This is a genomic window from Kitasatospora sp. NPDC048194 (assembly GCF_043202455.1).
Classification (GTDB): Bacteria; Actinomycetota; Actinomycetes; order Streptomycetales; family Streptomycetaceae; genus Kitasatospora.
Genome location: NZ_JBIDAK010000003.1, coordinates 346,452 through 370,661, shown reverse-complemented (window position 1 = coordinate 370,661; position 24,210 = coordinate 346,452). Strand labels below are relative to the sequence as shown.

Below are 24,210 nucleotides of genomic sequence, written 5' to 3'. Positions count from 1 at the left end.
CCGGATGCGCCGGGACGAGGAGGACCCCGCGGCGGCCCTGGCGGTACGGGTGGTACGGAGGGGGCGCGGCCGGCGAAACGTGACGAAACGGCGGTGGCGGCCCTCCGTGGAGGACCGCCACCGCCGTCGTGATCGCGTCGCCGGGCCGTAGCGCCGTACCGGGCGCCGCCGCGCCGTCCGCGCTCGGGCCGCTACCCGCCCGCCCCGGCGCCCTGGGCCGCGCCGGTGCTGGTCGCGGTGGGCTTGCCGGTCGGTTTGCCGCTGCCGCCGCCACCCGAGCTGCCGGTCGGGGTCGGCGTCGTGCAGCTGAGGATGAAGCAGGTGTCCGTCGGCGTCGGCCTGCCCGGGTGGGTCGGCGGCTGGGTCGGCGGGCAGTCCACGCCCTGCACGCAGCCCCCGCCCTGGGTGGGCTGCGGCGGCTGGGGCTGGTTGGGCTGCGGCTGGGCCGGCTGGGTCTGGGTCTGCGCCGGGGCCGACGGCGTCTCGGTCGGCGCCTGGGTCGCCGTGGCCGTGGCCGTGGACGGCGCGCCCGAGGAGTCCACCTCGGTGCCGACGGGCTGCGGGCTCGGGAAGTCCAGCTTCTTCTCGTTGGCCAGCGCGGCCTTCATGTACCGGGTGAAGACGTCGGTCGGGATGTCACCACCGTGGATGGACTCCTTGCCGCCGGTGCCGTTGAGCGACAGCCGGTCGTGCTTGGCGGGGTCCTCGCGCCACATCGCGACGCTGGTCACCAGCTGCGGGGTGTAGCCGACCCACCAGGCCGACTTGTTCTGGTCGGTGGTACCGGTCTTGCCGGCCACCGGGCGGCCCAGCGAGTTGGTCTTGGTACCCGTACCGTTCTTGGCCACGTTCACCAGCACGTCGGTGACGTTGTCGGCGACGGCGGGCTCCAGCGCGACCTTGGTGTCCTTCTTGCCGAAGCCCGGGCGCTCCCTGCCGTCCACCTCGACCTTGGTGGCCGAGTAGGGCTCGGCCTCCTTGCCGCTGGCCGCGAAGGTGCCGTAGGCGGTGGCCATCCGGATCGGGCTGATGGTGGAGGTGCCGAGCGGGAAGGTCAGGGTCTTCGGGTCGGCCAGGCTCTCCCGCTTGATGCCCATCTGCACGGCGATGTCGGCGACGTTCGAGCCGCCGACGTCCTGGTTCAGCTGGACGAAGGGCACGTTGTACGAGTACTGCATGGCCTGCCGGAGCGAGACGTAGCCGCGCTTGCCGCTGTCCTCGTTCTTCTGCCGGTAGGGCTTGCCGTCGTCGCCGATCACCAGCGACCCGTCCGGCTTGCGGATCTCGGAGAGGTCGTCGGAGAGGTAGCGGCTGTCGGCGTTGATCCGCTTCGGCTTGCCGTCGTCGCCCTTCGCCGTCTGCACGCCCACCTGCATCGCGGTGGCCAGCACGAACGGCTTGAAGGTCGACCCGACCTGGACGCCGGTGGCGTTGGCGTTGTTGTCGAAGTGGCCGTTCTCCACGCCGTCGCCGCCGTAGAGGGCGACGATCGCGCCGTCACCGGGGCGGATGCTGGCCGAGCCGAACTGGATGAAGGTGTCGTTGTCCGGGCGCTTCTGCGGGTTGAGGTTCTCCGCCTTGACGTCGTCGACGGCCTTCTTGAGGGCGTCGACCTTGTCCTTCTCGAAGGTGGTGTAGATCTTCAGGCCGCCCTTGTCGATCATCTGCTGGGTGATCGTCTTGTCGGTGGCCATCACGTACTGGTTGACGGTGTCGACCAGGTAGCTGATCTCGCCGTTCATGTTGGAGCTGGGCTTGACCGGGATCGGCTCGGGGAACGTGGTGCACTTGGCCCGTTCCTCCGCGCTGACGTTCTTGGTCGCCACCATCCGGTCCAGGATCCACTTCCAGCGGTCCACCGCGCGGTCGTGGTTGGCCGGCTTGGAGGGGTCGTAGTAGTTCGCGCCCTTCAGCAGGCCGGCCAGCATCGCGCTCTGGCAGAGGTTCAGGTCCTTGGCGTTGACGCCGTAGTACGCCTGGGCGGCGGCCTGCGCGCCGTTGGCGTTGCGGCCGAACCAGCTGGTGTTCAGGTAGCTCTTGAGGATGTCGTTCTTGCTCATCTGCTGATTGACCTTCAGCGTGATGAAGAACTCCTTCAGCTTGCGGCTGAGGGTCTGCTCCTGGCTCAGGTAGGCGTTCTTGACGTACTGCTGGGTGATGGTCGAGGCGCCCTGGGTCTCACCGCCCTTCGCCATGTTGTAGACGGCGCGCAGCATGCCCTTGGGGTCGATGCCGCTGTCGGTGCGGAACGTCTCGTTCTCCGCGGAGATGACGGCGTTCTGGAGGTAGGGGCTCATGTCGTCGAGCTCGACGATCTGGCGGTTGGTGTCGCCCTTGCGGGTCATCTCACTGCCGTCGGCCCAGTAGTAGATCGTGTTCTGTTCCTTCACCAGGTCCTTGAGCTGGGGGACCTCGGTGGTCTGGTACAGGTAGAACACGACGCCCACGCCGGTGGCGAAGAACAGCAGGAAGGCGCTCAGCCACTGCTTCCAGGACGGCAGCCAGCGCCGGACGCCGGTCTTGCCCCACCGGGGGTAGTCGATGAAGCGCTTCTTGCCGGGGTCGGCGGCCGCGGCCGCGGAGGCGCCGGCACCACCGCGCCGGCCACCGCCTCCCTTGCCCTTCTTCTGCGCGGCCTTGCGCATCTCCGCACGGGTCATCCGGGGCTGCTGAGCGGTCTCCCGGACGCCCGGCGGGCGCCGGCGGCCGAGTCCGTCCGAGCTCAGCTCGTCGGGACCGGGTCCACCCCGACGGCCACCGCCCCCCGGGGGCTGCTGCCCGTCACCGCCCGGGTTGGGCGTCCGTCGCCGTCGCTCGCTCATGTTCCAGCCACTCCTCGCCAGGCCTTTCCAGCCTGAAGGCAGGGTTCACGTCCGATGCCCGGACCGCCCTAACCCCGGAGGTTGGTCCTCGTGCACACGCGACAGCGTACGCAGCGGGGAAACACAACTAATCGGGCATCAATCGCTAATAACCGCAAAACGGCGACAGATCATTACACGCCCGTTGCCAAGCCCACCCGCGCGTCGGCTTGTGATCACATTCACGCGTGCCCCCCTTGCCGGTTCCGGGGGTCGGGTTTACTGTTCTCGATATATCGAGCCGATACATCGAAACGGCATACCGCCGGATGCAGCGGCCGGGAGCGGGTCGAGAGGGAGGAGGACGACGGCAGTGGGCAGGCGCTCAGGAGTGCTGGAGTTCGCCGTTCTCGGGCTGCTCCACGACGCCCCGATGCACGGCTACGAGCTGCGCAAGCGGCTCAACATCCTGCTCGGAGCGCTGCGGGCGCTCTCCTACGGAACGCTCTACCCCTGTCTGAAGAGCCTGGTCGCCCAGGGTTTCCTGGTCGAGGACAACCCGGACGTCGAGTACGTCCCGGCCACCGCGCTCAACGGCAAGCGGTCGAAGATCGTCTACCGGCTCTCGCCCGAGGGCAAGCAGCGCTTCGAGGAGCTGCTCGCCGACTCCGGGCCGGAGGCCTGGGAGGACGAGCGCTTCGGCGTCCACTTCGCCTTCTTCGGCCAGACCGACCGAGCGGTCCGGATGCGCGTCCTGGAGGGTCGCCGCAGCCGGCTGGAGGAGCGCCTGGAGCGGATGCGCAGCTCGCTCGCCCGCGCCCGCGAACGCTTCGACGACTACACCGTCGAACTCCAGCGGCACGGACTGGAGTCGGTGGAGCGCGAGGTCCGGTGGCTCAACGAGCTGATCGAGACCGAGCGGGCCAACCGCACCGGCCGGACCGGATCCGCCACCGGCGGCGCCGCCGGACCCCAGAAGACTTCGGACGGCCGTGGCCAGGAGATCGGGTCCCCGGACCCGTCCGGGCCACCGTACGACCGCCCGGGGCGCTCCTCCCAGGAGCGCTGACACCGCGTCAGCCCTGTGCCGCGCGGCAGGAGTGGGCGCCTCGCGCCCGTACAAGCAGTCATCGAACATGCAGGACGAGTACCGCCGGTTCCGGCGGTCCTCATGAGATCACAGGGAGCAACCGGAAATGGGTTCGGTTCGCGTAGCCATCGTCGGCGTGGGCAACTGCGCCGCCTCGCTGGTGCAGGGTGTCGAGTACTACAAGGACGCCGACCCGGCCGGCAAGGTCCCCGGGCTGATGCACGTCCAGTTCGGTGACTACCACGTCCGTGACGTGGAGTTCGTCGCCGCGTTCGACGTCGACGCCAAGAAGGTCGGCTTCGACCTGGCCGACGCCATCGGCAACAGCGAGAACAACACCATCAAGATCTGCGACGTCCCGCCGACCGGCGTGACCGTCCAGCGCGGCCACACCCTCGACGGCCTGGGCAAGTACTACCGGGAGACCATCGAGGAGTCGGACGAGGCCCCGGTGGACGTCGTCCAGGTCCTCAAGGACAAGCAGGTCGACGTCCTGGTCTGCTACCTGCCCGTCGGTTCCGAGGACGCGGCCAAGTTCTACGCCCAGTGCGCCATCGACGCCAAGGTCGCCTTCGTGAACGCCCTGCCGGTGTTCATCGCGGGCACCAAGGAGTGGGCGGACAAGTTCACCGAGGCCGGCGTGCCGATCGTCGGTGACGACATCAAGTCGCAGGTCGGCGCCACCATCACGCACCGCGTGATGGCCAAGCTCTTCGAGGACCGCGGCGTCATCCTCGAGCGCACCATGCAGCTGAACGTCGGCGGCAACATGGACTTCAAGAACATGCTCGAGCGCGAGCGCCTGGAGTCCAAGAAGATCTCCAAGACCCAGGCCGTCACCTCGCAGATCCGCGACCGCGAGCTGGGCTCCAAGAACGTCCACATCGGCCCCTCGGACTACGTGGCCTGGCTGGACGACCGCAAGTGGGCCTACGTCCGCCTGGAGGGTCGCGCGTTCGGCGACGTCCCGCTGAACCTGGAGTACAAGCTCGAGGTCTGGGACTCCCCGAACTCCGCCGGTGTCATCATCGACGCCGTCCGCGCCGCGAAGATCGCCAAGGACCGCGGCATCGGCGGCCCGATCCTGTCGGCCTCCTCCTACTTCATGAAGTCCCCGCCGGTGCAGTACTTCGACGACGAGGCCAAGGAGAACGTCGAGAAGTTCATCCGCGGCGAGGTCGAGCGCTGAAGCGCTGAGCACGTGAGCTGACTGCTCATAGCTCCCGGAAAGGGCTCACGATCACCGGATCGTGAGCCCTTCACGTTTCCGCAGCGAATGTTTCACGTGAAACGGTCCCCCGTTCCATGGCACCCTGGGCGGGTGGCGATCACCGAGAACGGCAGCACCCACCAGTCCGCGCACCGCGCCACGCTCCTCGGTCTGCTCCGGGGCCGGGACTTCCGGCGACTGCTGACCGCCCGGGTGCTCTCCCAGCTCTCGGACGGCGTCTTCCAGGTCTCGCTCGCCGCCTACGTGGTCTTCTCCCCCGAGAAGCAGTCCTCCCCCGCCGACATCGCCTCGGTGCTGGCCGTGATGCTGCTGCCGTTCTCGGTGATCGGCCCGTTCGCCGGGGTGCTGCTGGACCGCTGGCGCCGCCGCCAGGTGCTCTACTTCGGCAACCTGGCCCGCTTCGGGCTGGGCCTGGGCACCGGAGCGCTGCTCCTGGTCCAGGCACCGACCTGGCTGTTCTTCGCCTCCGCGCTGCTGGTCACCGCGCTCAACCGGTTCATCCTGGCCGGGCTGTCCGCCGCCCTGCCCCGGGTGGTGGAGCAGGACCAGCTGGTCACCGCCAACGCGCTCTCGCCCACCCTCGGCACCGTCGCCGCCGCCTCGGGCGGGGGGATCGGGTTCCTGCTGCACCAGGTGATGGCCCCCGGTCCGCGGGCGGACGCCGCCCTGGTCACGGTCGCCTCGCTGCTCTACCTGTCGGCCGCGCTGGCCGCCCGCCGGATGGACCGCGACCTGCTCGGCCCGGAGAAGCAGGGTGACCACCCGGCGCTCGGCCAGGCGCTGGTGCGGGCCGCCGTCGAACTGGGCGCCGCCGTGCGGCACCTGCGCCGGGACTGCCGGACGGCCGTGCACGCGCTGGCCGCCGTCACCGCCGCCCGGTTCTGCTACGGCGTGCTGATCGTGGTGGTGGTGATGCTCGCCCGGTACACCTTCAACGACCCCGCCGACAGCGCGGCCGGGCTCGCCACCCTCGGCCAGGCGGTCGGGCTGTCCGCGGCCGGGTTCTTCGCCGCCGCCGTGGTCAGCCCCTGGTGCACCCGGCGGCTGGGGCTGGCCGGCTGGATGACGGTCTGCCTGGTCGCCCCCGTCGTCTTCGTGCCCGCGCTGGGCCTGTTCTTCGCCCCGGTGCCCTGCCTGATCGCGGCGCTGCTGCTCGGGGTGGTCACCCAGGGCACCAAGATCTGCGCCGACACCGTGGTCCAGGAGTCGGTCGAGGACGAGTACCGCGGCCGGGTCTTCGCCATCTACGACGTGCTGTTCAACGTCGCCTTCGTGGCCGCCGCCCTGGTGACCGCGCTGGTGCTGCCGCTGTCCGGCCGTTCGGCCGGCGTGGTCGCCGGCGTGGCGGCGGTGTACGCGCTCACCGCGGCGCTCTACCTGCGGGCCGCCCGGCGGTCCGGTCCGCTGCCGGGTGACCGGCCGCTCTGAAACCGTCGTGTCCCGGAATCGAAACCGCCCGGTCCCGAAGTCCCCCCGCAACCCGTCGGCCGATTGCGTCCGACTCTGTCGCTAAGGTACCTAGACCTGTCGGAACGACAGCACTTGGTCTCGGGGGACGAACTGATGAGCACACCGCCCAGCCCGTACGGGCCACCGCCGCCTGCCCCGGCGACGCCGCCCGGCTTCGGGCCGCCACCGCCGGCCTACGGCCAGGCACCCTACGGGCAGCAGCCCTACGCCCAGGCACCCTACGGGCAGGCCCCGTACCCCCAGGCGCCCTACGGACAGCCGCAGCCGTACCCGCCGCAGCAGCCGTACGCGCAGCAGCCGTACGCCGGGCCGTACGGCCCTTCGCAGGCCGGCCCGACGCCCCCGGCCGCGCCCGCCAAGCGCGGCGCCCGGTCCAAGCTGCGGATCGTCGGCGCCGTCGGCGGTTGCGCCGCCCTGGCCGCCGCCTACTTCGTGGCCGGACCGAGCGTCAGCAGCGCCAAGGTCGGCGACTGCGTCCGGGCGAGCGGCCGGAGCGACGTCAAGATCGTCAAGTGCACGGACCCCGCGGCGAATTACCGGGTGCTGGCGAAGTTCACCGGCACCACCGACGTGACCCGCTGCCGGCAGACGCCGCAGACCACGAGCACCGTCTCGGGCAAGAGCGGCCGCCGCTGGAACACCACGCGGTACGTGCTCTGCCTCGGGCCGCTGACCCCCACCGGCCCCAGCACCACCGGCAACCCGCCGGTGAAGAAGTCCTGACACCGTCAACCAACACCCTTCCCGGGGGGACCACTTGTCCGTTCCGCCTCCGCCCCAGATGCCGTACGGCCCCCCGCCGGGCGACGGCAACCCCTACGCCGGCGGCAGCCCGTACGGCCCGCCCGCCCCACCGCCGCCGCCGGGCCAGCCCGGGTACGGCTACCCGAGCGCCCCGCCGCCGGAGCAGCCGTACGGCGCCCAGCCGCCCGGCTACGGCTACGGGTACCCGCCGCCGGGCCCGGCGGACGGTCGGACCTGCCGCTTGTGCGGCGGCTACCCGGCGGTGAACGCCACCGTCCGCGGCCACCAGGGCCTCGTCCTGGCCTACCGGATGCTGCGGATGCACGGCCCGTTCTGCCGCACCTGCGGCACGGCCACCGTGCGCGACATGTCGGCCCGGACCATGGCCCAGGGCTGGTGGAGCCCGGCGTCGCTGATCCTGGCGCCGATCACCCTGCTGATGAACCTGGCCGCGAACGGCCGGATCAAGCGGCTGCCCCCGCCCGTCCCGGGCACCCACGGCCCGCAGCTCGACCCGGGCGTCCCGCTCGGCCGGCGGCCGCACCTGGTCGGGCTGCTGGTCCCGCTGTCGCTGGTGGTCACGGTGCTCCTGGCGGCCACCGGTGCGCTCGGCCCGAAGAACGACCACGACACCGCGTACCCGGGGCCGGCGCCGACGGGTTTCACGTTCTCGTCGAAGCCGCTGCCGATGCCGACCTTCACCGCGCCGACCTTCCCCGCGCCGAGCTTCAGCCTGCCGCCGATGCCGAGCATCACCGTGCCGCCGGTCACCACCCCCAGCGACTCCTCGGACGGCGCCCCCGACTCCGCCAAGGTCGGCGACTGCCTGCGCAACGAGAACGGCACCAGCGAGACCACCGACAACCACCCCAAGGTCAGCGTGCTGCCCTGCACCGACTCCAAGGCCCAGTACAAGGTGGTGTACAAGTACTTCGCCACCTCCGACGAGAAGGTCTGCGAGAAGCAGCCGAAGGCGGACAGCTGGTACACCAGCAAGCACCCCAACCTGCCGGCCCTGGACTACGTGCTCTGCCTCAAGCAGCTCACCTAGAAGCTCGGCGCCCGAGCGACGCGAGGGGTGGCCCCGGCCGAGTGCCGGGGCCACCCCTCGTGTCGTGACCGGACGTCAGCCCTGCTGCGCGGCCCACCAGGACCGCAGCGCCGCCACCGCCTCGTCGTGCTCCATCGGGCCGTGCTCCAGCCGCAGTTCCAGCATGTGCTTGTACGCCTTGCCGACCTGCGGGCCGGGCTTGAGCCCGAGCAGCTCCATGATCTGGTTGCCGTCCAGCGCGGGGCGGACGGCGTCCAGCTCCTCCTGGGCCTTCAGCTCGGCGATCCGCTCCTCCAGGCTGTCGTAGGTGCGCGACAGTGCGGCGGCCTTCTTGCGGTTGCGGGTGGTGCAGTCCGAGCGGGTCAGCTTGTGGAGGCGCTCCAGCAGCGGCCCCGCGTCCGTCACGTAGCGGCGCACCGCGGAGTCGGTCCACTCGCCGCCGCCGTAGCCGTGGAAGCGCAGGTGCAGCTCGACCAGGCGCGAGACGTCCTCGGTGAGCTCCTTGGAGTACTTCAGCTCCCGCATCCGCTTGCGGGTCATCTTGGCGCCGACCACCTCGTGGTGGTGGAACGAGACCCGGCCGTCCGGCTCGAAGCGCCGGGTGCGCGGCTTGCCGATGTCGTGCAGCAGCGCGGCCAGGCGCAGGGTGAGGTCCGGGCCGTCCTGCTCCAGCGCGACGGCCTGCTCCAGGACGGTCAGCGAGTGCTCGTAGACGTCCTTGTGGCGGTGGTGCTCGTCGCGCTCCAGCCGCAGCGCGGGCAGCTCGGGCAGCACGTGCTCGGCCAGGCCGGTGTCGACCAGCAGCCGCAGCCCCTTCACCGGGTGCTTGGCCAGCAGCAGTTTGTTCAGCTCGGCCTGCACCCGCTCGGCCGAGACGATGGTGATCCGCTCGGCCATCGCCGTCATCGCGGCGACCACCTCGGGTGCCGGGTCGAAGTCCAGCTGGGCGGCGAAGCGGGCGGCCCGCATCATCCGCAGCGGGTCGTCGGAGAAGGACTCCTCGGGCGTGGCGGGGGTCCGCAGCACCCGGGCCTCCAGGTCCTCCAGGCCGTGGTGCGGGTCGACGAAGCCGCGGCCCGGCAGGTCGACGGCCATCGCGTTGACCGTGAAGTCCCGGCGGACCAGGTCCTCCTCGATGGTGTCCCCGTAGGTGACCTCGGGCTTGCGGGAGGTGCGGTCGTACGCCTCGGAGCGGTAGGTGGTGATCTCGATCAGGAAGGAGCCCTCGGGGGTGTCCTTGCGGGCGCCGACCGTGCCGAAGGCGATGCCCACGTCCCAGACCGCGTCCGCCCAGCCCTTGACCAGCTTGAGCACCTGCTGCGGGCGGGCGTCGGTGGTGAAGTCCAGGTCGTTGCCCAGCCGGCCGAGCAGCGCGTCCCGCACCGAGCCGCCGACCAGCGCCAGCCGGTGACCGGCGCCCTGGAACCGCCGGGCGATCTCGTCGGCGACCGGCGACACCCGCAGCAGCTCTTGCAGCCCGAGGGTCTGGGCCTCGCTCAGGCCTGGGACGACCTGGACGGCGGTGTCGGAACGGTCGGTGCGCGCGGTGGACTCATTGGCAGTGGACACGGCTCACAAGGGTACGTGCCCCGGAAGGTCAACCGCCCGCGCGTTTTGGGCGTCTCAGCTCACAGCCCGCAACACTGCACGCCTGGCTGGATCGTTACCATGCCGGTGGACGAGTCTCGCGCACCGGACCGGGGATGCGGTGTCGCGCGCCGCCGGAGCCGACGGAACCCTCCGCGGCGGCAGTGCGGCGAGCAGCGTCAAGCGGAGTACGTCAGCGAAGTACGTCAAGCGAAGTACGTCGAGCGGGGAACGCCGGGCGCCAGCGCCGGGCGGACAGCATCAGCAGCGAGCGATCGATCGAGAACGGCGAGGGCGAAACGAGTGAGTGAGCCGGCACGGCACTCGGGCCTGGGGGCGCACCGACAGCCTGGACGGGCCGCGGGCCCCGCCGAACCCCCTGCGGGCGGCTCCGCCGACGGACGGAGTCCGGGCCGCCGCGCCCGCCGTCTCGCCGCCGCCTTCGGGGCCGCGCTGGCCCTGTTCGCGGCGGCTCCGGCGACGGCGCTGCCGGCCGGCGGCGACGCCACGGCGACCGCCGACTCCCCGGTGGTGCTGACCATGGAGTCGGTGAATCCGCAGGTCGCCGCCCCGAACGGCACCGTCACCATCAGCGGGCACGTCACCAACGGCGGCAAGTCGGCGCTCAAGGGCGCCCACGCGGCGATCCGCAAGCCGGCCGCCAAGCCGATGCAGCGACGCAGCGAGCTGCAGCTGATGACCACCCGCAACGCCCCGGGCGTGGAGCTGGACAGCCCGCAGTACGCCCTGCCGGAGCTGAACCCCGGCCAGACCCAGGCGTACACCCTGAGCGTCGCGGTGAGCGACCTCGGGCTGTCCGACAGCGGCGTCTACGAGCTCGCGGTCGACGCCTGGGGCGCGACCGCCGACAACCCGCACGACCGGATGCTGGGCGTCGCCCGCACCTACCTGCCGTACAGCCAGGGCGGCGGCGACGCCCAGCCGACGAAGGTCACCGCGCTCTGGCCGCTGGTGCACGCGCCGGTGCTGGCCGCGCAGACCGTCGCCGACAACGACCAGACCGTTCCGGTGCTGCGCGACGACAGCCTGGCCACCGACTTCGCCCCGGGCGGCCGGCTGTACGAGCTGGTGGACACCGGCGCCAAGCTGTCCGGTCTCACCTGGGTGGTCGACCCGGACCTGCTGGACGCCGCGTTCGCGATGACCAACAAGCAGTACCGGGTGCAGAAGCCGGGCGCGGCGGCGGGCAAGCCCGCCCGGGACGACAACACCGTCGCCGGCACCGGCTCGGCCGCCGCCGCGGCCTGGCTGGACAAGCTGCGCGCGGCCGTCGCCAAGCCGGGGAACCAGGTGGTCGCGCTGCCCTACGCCGACCCCGACCTCGCCTCGATCGCGCACAACGGCGCCGACCTGGCCGGGATGGCGACCGCGCTGAACAAGGCCGCCACCGCCGGCCGGCTGACCGTCGAGGGCCGGCTGTCGGCGGACACCCGCTCCGACGTGTCCTGGCCGTACCAGGGCTACGTCGACCAGCAGATCACCGGCATCGCCCGGCAGGCCGGCAGCGGGCTGGTGCTGGTCAACGGCGCGAGCATGCCGGAGCCGGACTCGGTGAACTACACCCCGACCGCGGTGCGCCCGATCGGCAACGGGCAGAACGCCCTGGTCGCCGACGAGACGGTCTCCGCGCTCTTCCAGAAGGACCTCACGAGCCCGAAGGACCAGACCGAGGCGACCCAGCGCTTCCTCGCCGAGACCTTCACGATCACCCACGAGCAGCCGCAGAACCAGCGCGGACTGCTGATCATGCCCCCGCGCGAGCTGTCCGCCGCCACCGCCAAGGTGCTGGCCGGTGCGCTGCAGACGGCGGGCGACAAGTGGCTGGCACCGGTGAAGCTGGACACCCTGGCGCAGTCCGCGCCGGATCCGAAGGCCAACACCACCGTCCCCTCCCCGACCGACTACCCGACCCAGGTCCGGGCCAGCGAACTGTCGGCCTTCGACCTGAGCGGCACCGACAAGATCCAGCGCGACCTGGACACCCTGATGCGGGTGCTCACCCTGCCGCAGCGGGTGCGCGGCCCGTTCAGCGCCGCCATGGTCCGCTCGCTGTCCACCGAGTGGCGGACCACGGGAGCCGCGGGCGACGCCTACCGCGAGGGCGTCGCCACCTACCTGGCGGACCTCACCAACGCCGTCAAGGTGCCGCAGAAGACGGCGGTCACCCTCGCCGGGAACACCGGCCTGCTCCAGGTCAGCGTGACCAACGACCTCACCCAGACGGTCACCAACCTCAAGCTGGTGCTCACGTCCACCCAGCCGAACAGGCTGTCGGTGAGCAAGGAGGAGGAACTGGTCATCCCGGCCTCGCAGAGCGTCACCCTGCGGTTCCAGGCCGCGGCCCGCAACAACGGGCCGGTCACCATGACCGCCCAGCTCTGGACCACCGGCCCCAACCCGCAGAAGTACGGCCCCGCGGCGACCTTCCCGGTCGAGGTCACCTCGGTGACCAACGGGGTGCTGTACGTCTTCGCCGGTGCCGGGGTCCTGCTGCTGCTGGCCGCGCTGCGCTTCGTCCGCCAGCGCAAGCGCCGCGGCGGGCAGCCGCACGAGGACGGCGACCAGCCGGTCGGGGACGGCCCCGCGCCGGACGGCGCCGGGAGCGCCGCCGCCGAGGCGGGGTCCGAGGCTCCGGGGGAGGGGCCGGAGGAAGGGCCGACGGGACGCCCGGGGCAGGACACCGACGAGGGCGGTCCCACGCAGACACCGCGCGCCAGCAGCCCGGATGGCCGGGATCGGGCCGCCAGTGATGAGAAGGTTGGTCCTTGATGCCGCCGACCCCCCGCAACGCCGGGCCGGCCTCCCCCCACGACAGCGAAGAGGTGACATGACCGGGCGCAGCGAGGAGCGGCCGCCGGGCCGCGGTGAGAGCCGGCCGGGCGCCGAGTCGCCGTCCGGCGACTGGTACGTGGCCGACACCTACGCCCAGGACCCGTACGCCGCCGAGGCGTACGGGACCCCGCAGGACGACCAGGACCCGTACGGCCTGCGGGCCGACCGGCCCGCGGCGCCGCAGCCGCCGGCCACCGCGTACGACGTGCCGCCGCAGCTTCCGCCGCAGGGCGGCGGCTACCCGACGCCGGTGCCCCCGGCGCCGGCCCCGTTCACGCCCCCGGTGCCCCCGGTGCAGCCCGGCTGGGACACCCCGGCGCAGGCCGCCCCGCAGACGGCCCAGGCCGCCCCGCAAGCCGCTTGGCCGCAGCAGCAGCCGACCGCCCCGGCCGGCGGCCCGTGGGGGAGCGCCGAGCAGCCCGGACCGCAGTGGGCGCCGGGCCCGGCGCACTCGGCCTGGGACAGCGAGACCACCGAGTACGTCGGGGTGGACGCGCTGTTCGGCGGCCACCAGGCGGAGGCGGCGGCCCAGCCGCCGGTGCCCCAGCCCGCCCCGGCCCAGCCGACCGCACCCGTGCCCCCGGCCACGCTGTACCCGCCGGCGGGCGGCTACCCCGGGCAGCCGCTGTACGGCGGCCCGGAGGGGCAGCGCCCGTTCGTCCCCCCGATCGAGTTCGACCCCCCGCTCTCCGAGGAGGAGGCCACCATGCAGGTGGCCGCCGTGGCGGTCCCCCCGGCGGTCGAGCCGCTCGACGACCACCGCGACCACGCCGAGGAGCGCGCGGCCCGGCCGCAGGAGCAGGCCCAGGCCTCCGGCGGGGGCGGCGGCAAGGTCGCCAGCCTGCTGAACTCCAGCGCGATCATGGCGGCCGGCACCCTGGTCTCCCGGGGCACCGGCTTCCTGCGGACGATGGTGATCGCCGGTGCGATCGGCATCGCGGTCATGGGTGACTCGTACAACGCGGCGAACACCCTGCCGACCCTGCTGTACATCCTGATCGGCGGCGGCGCGCTGAACGCGGTCTTCGTGCCGCAGCTGGTGCGCAGCATGAAGAACGACGAGGACGGCGGCACCGCCTACGCCAGCCGGCTGCTCACCCTGGTGATGGTCGGGCTCGGCGGCGTGGTGTTCCTGGCGGTGCTCGGGGCGCCCCTGCTGGTGCAGCTGATCGCGCACCCGATGATGTCGAACCCGGCCCGGGCCGACACCACGGTGGCGCTGGCCCGGTACTGCCTGCCGACCATCTTCTTCATGGGCGTCCACGTCGTGATGGGCCAGATCCTGAACGCCCGCGGGCGGTTCGGCGCGATGATGTGGACCCCGGTCCTCAACAACATCGTGGTGATCTTCACCTTCGGTGCGTACATCTGGGTCTACGGCGGCTACGACGGCACCCAGGTCACCCCGGAGAACATCTCCCCGGAGGGCGTCCGACTGCTCGGCCTGGGCACCCTGCTCGGCCTGGTGGTCCAGTCGCTGGCGATGATCCCGTACCTGCGGGCCGCGGAGTTCCGCTTCCGGCCGCGCTTCGACTGGCGCGGCCACGGCCTGGGCAAGGCCGCCCGGCTGGCCAAGTGGACCTTCTTCTTCGTGCTCGCCAACCAGGCCGGGTACCTGGTCATCACCCAGCTGGCCACCGCCGCCGGCAGCGCCGCCGAGCGGGGCGGTCACGGCGGTGTCGGCCTGTCGGCCTTCTCCAACGCCCTGCTGATCTGGCAGCTCCCGCAGGCCGTCATCACCGTCTCGATCATGAGCGCGGTGCTGCCCCGGCTCTCCCGGGCGGCGGCCGACGAGGACGCCGGCGCCGTCCGCGACGACCTGTCGTACGGGCTGCGCACCACCGCGGTGGCGGTCGTCCCGGCGGCCTTCCTGTTCCTGGCGCTCGGCCCGGCGATCGGCCGCTCGATCTACGCGGTCGGCGGCGGCGACAAGGCCCTGGAGAACGCGACCAACGTCGGCCTGATGCTCTCGGCCTTCGCACTCGGGCTGATCCCGTACTCGGCCCAGTACGTGATGCTGCGCGGCTTCTACGCCTACGAGGACACCCGGACGCCGTTCTCCAACACCGTCTGGGTGGCCGTCTGCCAGGCCGGCTTCTCGCTGGCCTGCTGGGTCGCGCTGCCCTCGCAGTGGACGGTGACCGGCATGGCCTTCGGCTACGGCCTCGCCTACGCCGTCGGAGTGACGGTGGCGGTGCCGAAGCTGAAGAAGAAGATCGGCGGGCTGGACACCAAGCGGATCGGCAAGACGTACAGCCGGCTGGCCGCCGCCTGCGTCCCGGCCGCGGCGGTCGGCCTCGGCGTCAGCCTGGCGGTCCAGCAGGTGCTCGGCGGCTGGGCGGGCAGCGTGCTGTCGGTGGTCCTGGCCGGCGGCCTCCAGCTGGTGGTGTTTGTGTTCATCGCAAAGCGCCTGCGGATCGAGGAGATGAACGCCATGCTGGGCATGGTCCGCGGCCGACTGGGTCGCTGACCACCGCGCCAACCGGCCGGACGGGCGGGCGTCCTGACCGGACGTCAACCGGGGCGACCCACCGCCTCCGCCCGTCCGGCCGAATGCCGTGCCGCTGCCTCCGCCCGGGCCTCCCGGGCCCACAAGGTGGCGGCCCGGTGTCGGATCTGCACCACATCTCTCCACCGGTAGGCAACCGAGCCGACCTTTCAGCGGTCGTACCCGGTGGAGAAGAGTGGGCACAATTGTCCTGGAGCACAGGACGCCAATCCGCGGGCTCCAGCGACTCTCTCAGGCCGGGGCGACACAAGGGGAGGCAGGACCACGGTGGCTGATGGCACCAAGGCGGTCGTCGACACGTCAGCAGCTGACGCGGCGGCGGACGAGGCCGCGCTGGCCGCGGCGATCGACGGGCTCGGGGACGGGAAGACCGCCCCGGCGGACGCCGCCGACGCCTCCTCCGCGGACGCCCCCGAGGCCGACGACGAGGACGATCCCGGGACCGACGACGAGGACGGCCAGGACGGCCCCGGGCGGGAGGCCGCCGTCGGCGAGGAGACCTCCGAGATCACCGCCCCGCTCTCCGTCCAGGAGATCGCCGCCGAACTGGCCGCCGGCACCGCCCGGAAGAAGCCCGGCCCCGGCCCCGCCCCCGCCCCCGAAGCTGCCGCCCCCAAGCGACTCCCCACCGACCCCCAGCCCACGGTCGACCCGCGCGACACCGCCACCCTCCCGCGCACGCTCCCGGCGCCGATGCGGCACAGCGGCGACCGGATCGGCCACCGGTACCGGCTGGAGGAGTGCATCTCCCAGACCGAGACCTTCAGCAGTTGGCGCGCCGTCGACGAGAAGCTGCGCCGGGCCGTCGGCGTGCACCTGATGGCCTCCGGCCACCAGCGCGCCCGCAAGGTGCTGGCCGCCGCCAAGTCCGCCGCCCTGCTCGGCGACCCGCGCTTCGTCCAGGTCCTGGACGCCGTCCAGGAGGGCGAGCTGGTCTACGTCGTCCGGGAGTGGCTCCCGCACGCCTCCGACCTCGCCAAGCTGCTCGCCGACGGCCCGATGGAGCCGCACGAGGCCTACCAGATGGTCCGCCAGGTCGCCGACGCCGTGGCCGCCGCCCACCGCCGCGGCCAGGCGCACCTGAGGCTCACCCCGCGCTGCGTGCTGCGCACCGACAGCGGCCAGTACCGGATCAACGGCATCGCGGTGGACGCCGCCCTGCGCGGGCTGCCCGACGAGGACTCCACCGACGACGCCCAGCGTGCCGACACCCGCGCGATCGGCGCGCTGCTGTTCGCGGCGCTCACCCATCGCTGGCCGTACCCCGAGGACCGCTACGACCTCAAGGGGCTGCCGAAGGGCCTCCAGAACGCCGCGCCGGACCAGGTCCGCGCGGGCGTCCACAAGGGGCTGTCCGAGCTCGCCGCCCGGGCCCTGTTCGACCACCCGCCGCACCACGCCGAGCCGATCACCACGCCGGAGGAGCTGGTCCGGGCGATCGCCCGGATGCCCAAGATCCGCCAGCCCGAGCCCGAGCTGCCCGCCTTCCAGGCCCCGCCCCGGCACCACACCCACGCGCTGCCCACGGCGCCCATCCCGACCCGGGTCGCCGACCCGGAGGTCGCCCCGCTGCCGGCCTCGTCCCGGCCGACCGCCTCCCGCCGCACCAAGCGCCGGCTGCGCCGGGTGATCAAGGCCACCGCCTGGACGGTCGCGCTGGGCGCGATCGGCGTCGCCTCCTGGCAGTTCGTCGACAACCTGCGCAACACCGGGCCCGCCCACGCCGCTCCGCAGACCTCCGCCAGCGGCGCCGCGCCGAGCCCGCAGGCCAGCACCCACAGCCCGGTGCCGATCCCGATCAGGGACGCCTTCTCCTACAACCCGCGGGGTGACTCCCCGGAGTCCACCTACCTGCTGCCGAAGGTCTTCGACGGCGACCCGAACACGGCCTGGTCGACCAAGCAGTACCTCGACCCCTTCGGAAGCAAGCCACCGCTCAAGGACGGCACCGGCCTGCTCATCGACCTCGGCTCGGCCCAGGCGGTCAGCTCGGTGAACGTCCAGTTCGTCGGCACCACCACCGCCGAGCTGCGGGTGCCCAACGCCCAGGCCGCCGTCAGCCCGCAGGGCGCCCAGCCGGAGGCGTACAACGTGCTGGACAAGCAGACCGGCACCACGGTCGACTTCACCCTGAGCAGCCCGACGAACACGCGTTACCTCTTGATCTGGCTGACCAGCCTGCCGAAGGATAAGGACGCCGAAGGCAGGTGGCGCGGACAGGTGGCCGAGGTGAAGGTCTTCGGCTGACGGCGCCCCTTCGCACACCGGACGACAGCGGCAAGGGGTGGCAGTGGCGGAGGACGACGCGGCGTTGCTCGCCCGGCACGTCGCCGGGGACCGGGAGGCCTTCGGGCTGCTGGTGAACCGCCACCGCGACCGGCTCTGGGCGGTGGCGCTGCGCACCCTCGGCGACCGCGAGGAGGCTGCGGACGCCCTCCAGGACGCCCTGGTCTCCGCCTTCCGCGCCGCCGCGGGCTTCCAGGGGCGCTCGGCGGTCACCACCTGGCTGCACCGGATCGTGGTCAACGCCTGTCTGGACCGCGCCCGGCGCAGCGCCGGGCGCCGCACCACGCCCCTGGACGACGACCCCCAGCGGCTGGACACCCTGGTCGGCCCCGCCGAGCCGGCCGACTCCCCGGTGGTCCGCGCCGAGGTGCACCGCGAGGTCACCGCGGCGCTCGCCGAACTGCCCCCCGAGCAGCGGGCCGCACTGGTCCTGGTCGACATGCAGGGCTACCCGGTCGCCGAGGCCGCCGAGCTGCTGGGCGTCCCGGTGGGCACCGTCAAGAGCCGCTGCGCACGCGGGCGGGCCCGGCTGCTGCCCCTGGTCCGGCACCTGCGCGAGGCGGACGGCGGCACCGGTGTTCCACGTGGAACACCGGATCGCGCAGCGCCGGTCCGAGGAACACCGGACCGAGGAACACCGGTCCGCCGAACACCGGACCGAGGAACACCGGTCCGCCGAACGCCGGACCGAGGGACACCCGCTACCGCCACCGCGCGGCCGGCCCCCGCGCGGGAGACGCCGGCACGCGGGACACCCGCCGGAGCGGGGCCCGTGGCGGAGACCACGGGCAGCACCGACGCGGCCCCACCGCCGCCCCCCGACGCCCGGGGGAACCCGACGGGGCCCCGCACCGTCACAGGGACAGGCCCGACCGCCGGTCGGACGACGCTGGAAGGAGACGCGAGCACGTGACCGCCCACCTCTCCTCCCGTCGTCCCGCCGGGTCCCACCCCTCCGTCGAGGAGCTCGCCGACCTCGCCGAGGGACTGGTCGAGCCCGCCGCGGCCGCCGAGGCCATGCACCGGCACCTGGACGGCTGCGCCGACTGCCGGGCGACCGTCGATGCGCTGGGCGAGGTGCAGTCGCTGCTCGGCGCCCTCGCACCCGAGCCGATGCCCGCCGACGTCGCCGCCCGCTTGGACGCCGCCCTGGCCCAGACCGCCCGCCCCGAGGCGGCCCACATCGACGCCGGCACCCCCGCCCGGGCATCCGGCGCGGAGGCGCCCGCCGACGCCGCCGCCTCCGCTGACACCGCCGGCACCCCCGACCCCGCTGCCGTCACCGACCCCGCCGGCCCCGCCGAGGCCGCCGACGCCGCGCGCAGCCTCCAGAAGGCCGTCGGAGACCCTCACCGGGCGTCCGCCCCGGCGCCGTCCGTGCGGCCGGCCACGCGGCCCTCAGCCCCCCCGTCCCGCCCCGCCACGGCCGCCGGCCCCGGCCGCGCCCATCCGCGCCGGCGGCGCCGGGCCGGTCTGCTGCTGGGCGCGGCCACCGCCCTGGCAGCGCTCGGGCTCGGCGGAGCGCTGCTGCTGGCCCCCTCCACGCCGAATGACCGCCCCGCGATCACGGCGGGCGCCCCGGCGAGCACGTCCGCCGCCGAGCAGAGCGCCCGCACGCCCCGCAGTGCCGGTCCGGGCACCGCCTACCAGGACGACGGGCTCGCCGCCCAGATCCAGCAGCTGCTGGCACGCGCGGGCACCGCCCCGGGGCCGGGGGCCACCGGGCACGCCAAGTCCGACGCCGCGGCACCCGCGGAGGGCCTGCGGCCGCAACCCGACTCACCGACCGCCGCCGCCTCCCCGACCGTCCAGCCCCCCTCGGCCTCCTGCCCCCCGCCCGCCCCGGGCACCCCGCTGGCCACCGACCGCGGCAGCTACCGGGGAGCCCCGGTCGAGGTGCTGGTCTACCCCTCCCCGGGCCGACCCGGGTTCGTGGACGTCTACTTCCGCTCGCCGGACTGCGGACCCGTCGTGTCGCAGCAGTCCGTCCCCGAGGGCTGACCAGCGTTCCCAGCCGGCCGCTGGGTCGTTCCCATGCGATCGACGCCCAGGACGCGACGCCGCTCCCGAACTCCGGGCGCCTGGTACTGATCAGCCTGGGAATGCGGGAGACTGGTCAGTCGTTGTCCCGGGCGGCGGAGCAGGACCGCCCTCCCCGCAGCAAACGCGGGTCGCGATGCGAACCAGGAGAAGCAGTGAGCGACGTCCGTAACGTGATCATCATCGGTTCCGGCCCGGCCGGGTACACGGCTGCGCTCTACACGGCCCGTGCCTCCCTCAAGCCGCTGGTGTTCGAGGGGGCCGTCACCGCCGGTGGTGCCCTGATGAACACCACCGAGGTCGAGAACTTCCCGGGCTTCCGGGACGGCATCATGGGCCCGGAGCTGATGGACAACATGCGGGCGCAGGCCGAGCGCTTCGGCGCCGAGCTGGTCCCGGACGACATCGTCGCGGTCGACCTCACCGGTGACGTCAAGACCGTCACCGACTCCGAGGGCAACGTGCACAAGGCCCGCGCCGTGATCGTCACCACCGGCTCCCAGCACCGCAAGCTGGGCCTGCCGAACGAGGACAAGCTCTCCGGCCGCGGCGTCTCCTGGTGCGCGACCTGCGACGGCTTCTTCTTCCGCGACCAGGACATCGCGGTGGTGGGCGGCGGCGACACCGCCCTGGAGGAGGCGACCTTCCTCTCCCGCTTCGCCAAGAGCGTCACGATCATCCACCGCCGGGACACCCTGCGCGCCTCCAAGGCGATGCAGGAGCGCGCCTTCGCCGACCCGAAGATCCGCTTCGAGTGGGACAGCGCGGTCGAGGCCATCCACGGCGACCCGAAGCTGACCGGCGTCACCCTGCGCGACACCACCACGGGCGAGACCCGCGAGCTGGCCGTCACCGGGCTGTTCATCGCGATCGGCCACGACCCGCGCACCGACCTGTTCAAGGGCCAGCTGGACCTCGACGCCGAGGGCTACCTCAAGGTCGAGTCCCCGTCGACCCGGACCAACATCGAGGGCGTGTTCGGCGCCGGCGACGTCGTGGACCACACCTACCGCCAGGCCATCACCGCGGCCGGCACCGGTTGCTCCGCCGCCCTGGACGCCGAGCGCTACCTGGCCGCCCTGGACGACCTGGAGTCCAAGGCCGCCGCCGTCGTGGCGGTCTGACCCACTCGCGACCGACCGAACCCCCCGAGGGCGTTCCACGTGGAACGCCCCCGCCCCGGCCAGGCAGAAACAGAAACGGCCCGCCCGTTGTTCTCCTGGCAGCCCCCTCCGTCCGAACCCGAGGAGTTCCCGTGGCCGGCGCCACCACCACCGTCACCGACGCGACGTTCAAGTCCGACGTCCTGGAGAGCGACAAGCCCGTACTGGTCGACTTCTGGGCCACCTGGTGCGGCCCGTGCCGCCAGGTCGCCCCGGTCCTGGAGGAGATCGCGGCCGAGCACGGCGACAAGCTGACCGTTGCCAAGCTCGACGTGGACGCCAACCAGACGACCGCCGCCGAGTACAACGTCATCTCGATCCCGACCCTGATCCTCTACAAGGGCGGCCAGCCGGTGAAGCAGATCACCGGCGCCCGTCCGAAGGCCGCGCTGATGCGCGAGCTGGACGGCCTGATCTAGGCACGCCGGTCACCGAACGCACGGGCGGCGGGGCTCCCCAACCGGGGTGCCCCGCCGCCGTCGTTCTGCCGCTCCGCGGCCCCGCTCCCGCGGCTCAGCGCTCCGTCACGGCCCCGGCGCGCCCGCTCAGAACGGCCGCAGGGCCGGCTCCTTGCGCCCGCCGCCGAGCAGCCGTTCCAGCGCGACCTCCACGTCGCCCCGCCAGGAGAGCGTGGTCCGCGCCTCCAACCGCAGCCGCGGGTACCGGTGGTGCGGTCGTACGGTCTTGAAGCCGACCGCGAGCAGGTGGTCGGCCGGTAGCACGCAGCTGGTCGGCGTCCGGCCCGCCGATCCGAAGGCCTCGATGGCCCGGACCCCGCGCCCGAGCAGGTCCTTGGCCACCGTCTGCACCAGCACCCGCCCGAGGCCCTGCCGCTGGTACCCGGGGAGGACGCGGCTGACCATCAACTGGACGGCGTCGGGTGAGAGCGGGCTGGTCGGGAAGGACTGCGAGCGGGGGACGTACGCGGGCGGCGCGTAGAGCACGAAGCCGGCGGGCTGGTCGTCCACGTAGACGATCCGGCCGCAGGACCCCCACTCCAGCAGCACCGCGGAGATCCACCCCTCCTTCTCCTGCTCCGGCTTCCCGGACTCGACCGCCTCCTTCGCGCTGACCGGGTCCAGCTCCCAGAACACGCAGGAGCGGCACCCGATCGGAAGATCCGCGAGGTTGTCCAGTGTCAGCGGGGCTATCCGGCGTCCCATGGCCCGTACCTCCTCCTCCCTCTCACGGTCGAGCATTCCCCCGTGAACGCCGATGGGTGCATGTTTCACGTGAAACTGCGCTCACGTGCAACACGCACCCATCGGGTCGTCGCCTCCGGCCGGCTCAGCCCTGTGACAGTCGCAGGCCGTCCTCGCCCGGGGCCATGCTGTCCAGGATCCGGTTGAGGTCCTCCACCGAGCCGAACTCCAGCACGACCTTGCCCTTGCCCAGCTTCCCGCCGCGCTGCGACACCTCGACCTTGACCCGGGTGTCGAACCGGTCCGAGAGGCGGCTCGCCAGGTCGTTGAACGCCGGGGTCAGCAGCTTGCCGGCCTTGGGTGCCGGACGGCTCGGCTTGACCTCCGTGTTCATGGTCTTGACGATCTCCTCGGTGGTCCGCACCGAGAGGCCCTCACGGTTGATCCGGGCCGCCAGCTTCTCCTGGTCCTCCGGGTCGGTGAGGCTGCACAGTGCCTTGGCGTGTCCGGCGGACAGCACCCCGGCGGCGATCCGGCTCTGGACGGCCGGGGGCAGCTTCAGCAGGCGCAGGGTGTTGGTCACGTGCGAGCGGGAGCGGCCGATCCGGTCCGCCAGCTCGTCGTGGGTGCAGGAGAAGTCCTGCAGCAGCTGGTCGTAGGCGGCGGCCTCCTCCAGCGCGTTCAGCTCCGCCCGGTGGAGGTTCTCCAGGAGGGCGTCCAACAGGAGCTTGTCGTCCTCGGTGGCCCGGACGATCGCCGGGATCAGGGTCAGTCCGGCCTCACGGGACGCCCGCCAGCGGCGCTCGCCCATGATCAGCTCGAAGGCCTCCGGACCGGTCTGACGCACCACCACCGGCTGGAGCAGGCCCACCTCCTTGATGGAGACGACCAGCTCGGCCAGCTTGTCCTCGTCGAAGTACTCGCGGGGCTGGCGCGGGTTGGGCTCGATCGAGTCCACCGGCAGCTCGGCGAAGAAGGCACCCGGCACCGGCGCCGGCTTCGGCTGCTCGATGACCCGCTTGCCCGCGGCCACCCGGGCCGCCACCGTGCTGCGGTCGGCCGGCAGCGTCGGGACCTCGGTCGGCGAGGTCCCTCCGGTGGCCGTCACCAAGGGCGGCGCCGGCGCGGCCGGCGCGGGCTGTGCCGCCCCGCCGAACAGCGCGTCCAGCCCCTTCCCAAGTCCCCTGCTGCGACCGCTCACCGATGACCCTCCGTCGTGCCGTGCTGTACCACCGGGGCTCCGTGCCCCTGCTGGCCGTCCCGCTGCTGCCCCACCTGCGCTCCACCCGGACCCACCGCGCGCAGCGCGAGCTCGCGGGCGGCCTCCAGGTAGGAGAGCGCCCCGGTCGAGCCCGGGTCGTAGGTGAGCACCGTCTGCCCGTAGCTGGGCGCCTCCGAGATGCGCACCGAGCGCGGGATCGCCGTGCTCAGCACCTCGTTCTGGAAGTGGGTCCGGACCTCCTCGGCGACCTGGGCGGCCAGCCTGGTCCGGGCGTCGTACATGGTGAGCAGGATGGTCGAGACGTGCAGCGTGGGGTTGAGGTGGGCGCGCACCAGATCGACGTTGCGCAGCAGCTGGCCGAGGCCCTCGAGCGCGTAGTACTCGCACTGGATGGGGATCAGCACCTCCTGGCCCGCCACCAGGGCGTTGACCGTCAGCAGGCCCAGCGAGGGCGGACAGTCGATCAGGATGTAGTCCAAGGGCTGCTCGTAGGCGGCGATGGCGCGCTGCAGCCGGCTCTCCCGGGCCACCAGCGAGACCAGCTCGATCTCCGCACCGGCCAGGTCGATCGTGGCGGGGACGCAGAACAGCCCCTCGACGTCCACGACGGGCTGCACCACGTCGGCCAGGGGCTTGCCCTCGACCAGGACGTCGTAGATGGACGGCACGTCGGCGTGGTGGTCGATGCCGAGGGCGGTGGAGGCGTTCCCCTGGGGGTCGAGGTCGACGACCAGGACGCGCAGTCCGTGCATCGCCAGCGAGGCGGCCATGTTCACGGTGGTGGTGGTCTTGCCCACCCCACCCTTCTGGTTGGCGACCACGATCACCCGGGTGGTGGCGGGCCGGGGAAGCCCCTCCCCCGCTCGGCCGATCGCCTGGACCGCAGCCTGGGCGGCCCGGGCGATGGGCGTGTCATCGATCTGGTCGATGGTCTCCGAGTCCTGCATGGGGCTCAGTGTTTCACGTGAAACCGGAGCGGCAACAGTCGCCGCCCGGTCACGACGGAGGATTCCGGAGAGCA

The 24,210-nt window shown here is 72.6% G+C and carries 16 protein-coding genes and 1 pseudogene; 12 read left to right on the top strand and 5 right to left on the bottom strand.

Going from position 1 to position 24,210, the window contains the following annotated elements; translation table 11 throughout:
- Positions 1 to 191 precede the first annotated feature (191 nt).
- Positions 192 to 2,660: a transglycosylase domain-containing protein gene (locus tag ACGF07_RS06660; protein WP_392895989.1), complete on the bottom strand. Its 2,469-nt coding sequence runs from the start codon at positions 2,658 to 2,660 to the stop codon at positions 192 to 194.
- Positions 2,661 to 3,174: 514 nt separating this feature from the next.
- Between ACGF07_RS06660 and ACGF07_RS06655 the strand changes: the two genes are divergently transcribed.
- From ACGF07_RS06655 to ACGF07_RS06635, 5 genes are all read left to right on the top strand, one after another.
- A complete protein-coding gene (locus tag ACGF07_RS06655; protein ID WP_392895987.1) occupies positions 3,175 to 3,870 on the top strand; it encodes a PadR family transcriptional regulator in 696 nt (231 codons plus the stop codon).
- A gap of 127 nt (positions 3,871 to 3,997) precedes the next feature.
- Positions 3,998 to 5,080: an inositol-3-phosphate synthase gene (locus tag ACGF07_RS06650; RefSeq protein WP_350743883.1), complete on the top strand. Its 1,083-nt coding sequence runs from the start codon at positions 3,998 to 4,000 to the stop codon at positions 5,078 to 5,080.
- Positions 5,081 to 5,212: 132 nt separating this feature from the next.
- Positions 5,213 to 6,550, top strand: coding sequence for an MFS transporter (locus tag ACGF07_RS06645; RefSeq protein WP_392895985.1), 1,338 nt, complete (start codon positions 5,213 to 5,215; stop codon positions 6,548 to 6,550).
- A 135-nt stretch (positions 6,551 to 6,685) separates the two neighbouring features.
- Positions 6,686 to 7,315, top strand: coding sequence for a hypothetical protein (locus ACGF07_RS06640; RefSeq protein ID WP_392895983.1), 630 nt, complete (start codon positions 6,686 to 6,688; stop codon positions 7,313 to 7,315).
- A gap of 58 nt (positions 7,316 to 7,373) precedes the next feature.
- Positions 7,374 to 8,387 (top strand): hypothetical protein, encoded by a 1,014-nt coding sequence (locus tag ACGF07_RS06635; protein WP_392895981.1) that lies wholly within the window; start codon positions 7,374 to 7,376, stop codon positions 8,385 to 8,387.
- Positions 8,388 to 8,462: 75 nt separating this feature from the next.
- Here ACGF07_RS06635 and ACGF07_RS06630 read toward each other — a convergent pair whose 3' ends face one another.
- Positions 8,463 to 9,887 (bottom strand): CCA tRNA nucleotidyltransferase, encoded by a 1,425-nt coding sequence (locus ACGF07_RS06630; RefSeq protein ID WP_392896080.1) that lies wholly within the window; start codon positions 9,885 to 9,887, stop codon positions 8,463 to 8,465.
- Between the two features lie 390 nt (positions 9,888 to 10,277).
- Here ACGF07_RS06630 and ACGF07_RS06625 point away from each other — a divergent pair, with 390 nt between their 5' ends.
- The 7 genes and pseudogenes from ACGF07_RS06625 (at position 10,278) to trxA (ending at position 21,244) form a co-directional block, all read left to right on the top strand.
- A complete protein-coding gene (locus ACGF07_RS06625; protein ID WP_392895979.1) occupies positions 10,278 to 12,764 on the top strand; it encodes a DUF6049 family protein in 2,487 nt (828 codons plus the stop codon).
- A 58-nt stretch (positions 12,765 to 12,822) separates the two neighbouring features.
- Positions 12,823 to 15,297: a murein biosynthesis integral membrane protein MurJ gene (gene murJ / locus ACGF07_RS06620; RefSeq protein ID WP_392895977.1), complete on the top strand. Its 2,475-nt coding sequence runs from the start codon at positions 12,823 to 12,825 to the stop codon at positions 15,295 to 15,297.
- A gap of 306 nt (positions 15,298 to 15,603) precedes the next feature.
- Complete coding sequence (locus ACGF07_RS06615) at positions 15,604 to 17,583, top strand: serine/threonine protein kinase (protein WP_392895975.1); 1,980 nt, start codon at positions 15,604 to 15,606, stop codon at positions 17,581 to 17,583.
- Between the two features lie 37 nt (positions 17,584 to 17,620).
- Positions 17,621 to 18,178: pseudogene (sigM, locus tag ACGF07_RS06610) on the top strand (RNA polymerase sigma factor SigM); the annotation flags it as partial.
- Positions 18,179 to 18,531: 353 nt separating this feature from the next.
- Positions 18,532 to 19,623 (top strand): hypothetical protein, encoded by a 1,092-nt coding sequence (locus tag ACGF07_RS06605; protein WP_392895973.1) that lies wholly within the window; start codon positions 18,532 to 18,534, stop codon positions 19,621 to 19,623.
- Between the two features lie 194 nt (positions 19,624 to 19,817).
- The gene (gene trxB, locus ACGF07_RS06600; RefSeq protein ID WP_350746588.1) at positions 19,818 to 20,786 is read left to right on the top strand and encodes a thioredoxin-disulfide reductase; all 969 of its coding nucleotides are present in this window, start codon (positions 19,818 to 19,820) and stop codon (positions 20,784 to 20,786) included.
- 131 nt (positions 20,787 to 20,917) lie between these two features.
- The gene (trxA, locus tag ACGF07_RS06595; RefSeq protein ID WP_350743776.1) at positions 20,918 to 21,244 is read left to right on the top strand and encodes a thioredoxin; all 327 of its coding nucleotides are present in this window, start codon (positions 20,918 to 20,920) and stop codon (positions 21,242 to 21,244) included.
- A gap of 126 nt (positions 21,245 to 21,370) precedes the next feature.
- On the opposite strand, the gene ACGF07_RS06590 is transcribed toward trxA, so the two are convergent.
- From ACGF07_RS06590 to ACGF07_RS06580, 3 genes are all read right to left on the bottom strand, one after another.
- The gene (locus tag ACGF07_RS06590; RefSeq protein ID WP_392895970.1) at positions 21,371 to 21,988 is read right to left on the bottom strand and encodes a GNAT family N-acetyltransferase; all 618 of its coding nucleotides are present in this window, start codon (positions 21,986 to 21,988) and stop codon (positions 21,371 to 21,373) included.
- Positions 21,989 to 22,112: 124 nt separating this feature from the next.
- Positions 22,113 to 23,168, bottom strand: a complete 1,056-nt coding sequence (locus ACGF07_RS06585) for a ParB/RepB/Spo0J family partition protein (RefSeq protein WP_392895968.1) — start codon at positions 23,166 to 23,168, stop codon at positions 22,113 to 22,115.
- Positions 23,165 to 24,136, bottom strand: a complete 972-nt coding sequence (locus ACGF07_RS06580) for a ParA family protein (protein WP_350743779.1) — start codon at positions 24,134 to 24,136, stop codon at positions 23,165 to 23,167. Before ACGF07_RS06580 ends, ACGF07_RS06585 begins: the two co-directional genes overlap by 4 nt.
- Between the last annotated feature and the right edge of the window lie 74 nt (positions 24,137 to 24,210).